The organism is Sapientia aquatica (genome assembly GCF_004358105.1).
GTDB classification, from domain to species: Bacteria; Pseudomonadota; Gammaproteobacteria; order Burkholderiales; family Burkholderiaceae_D; genus Solimicrobium; species Solimicrobium aquaticum.
The window spans coordinates 1-685 of sequence record NZ_SMYL01000050.1 but is presented as its reverse complement, the minus strand read 5'-3'; the positions used below and the strand labels follow the sequence as shown (position 1 = coordinate 685).

Annotated in this window: 1 protein-coding gene; it reads left to right on the top strand. The window is 55.0% G+C overall.

The window, feature by feature from the left end:
* The coding region (locus E2I14_RS19200; RefSeq protein WP_133331557.1) for a DUF2345 domain-containing protein at window positions 1–685 on the top strand (685 nt) is incomplete at both ends.

The window sequence follows — 685 nt, the reverse complement described above, 5'->3', positions numbered from 1 at the left end:
GGCAAAGGCTTACTCATCACCACCGAAGCCCGCCCCAATGCGCAAAATCACATCACCGATATGGACGAGACGATTGATCGGTTACAGCAAGCGCAGCAACAGCAGGAGGAATTAACGGACTTGGCGCGTCAATACAGCGCACATCTGTCTCAACAAACACCCAACGCCGTGCACCAGACGCTGAAGCAGGATAACAGCGCGATTCAAGGCACACCCAGCCATGAGCCGACCGTATTCCCAGAGCTGAACGAACCCCACTTAGTTCTCTCCGGTGCAGCCGGTATCGCCTTTAGCACGCCGCAATCAACCCACATTAGCAGCGGAGAACATATGGCGCTTACCAGCGGCAAAGATACTTCCATTGCTGTCGGCAAGTCGCTATTTGTCACCGTCAAAGAAGGCCTCTCGGTATTTGTGCATAAACTCGGTATCCGTCTGGTTGCCGCCAGCGGTCACGTCACCATCGAAGCACAAAACGATGCAATGCTGCTAGAGGCTGCCAAAGACTTCAACATCACCAGTACGGCCGACACCATCCACATCACCGCCAAAAACAAAGTTCTGGTCAACGGCGGCGGCAGCTTCACCGAATGGAGTGCCAACGGAATCAAAAGCGGAACCAAAGGAACGTGGACAGAACATGCCGCGGCACACACGTCGCTGGGGCCGTTGAGTAGGCCTGTGG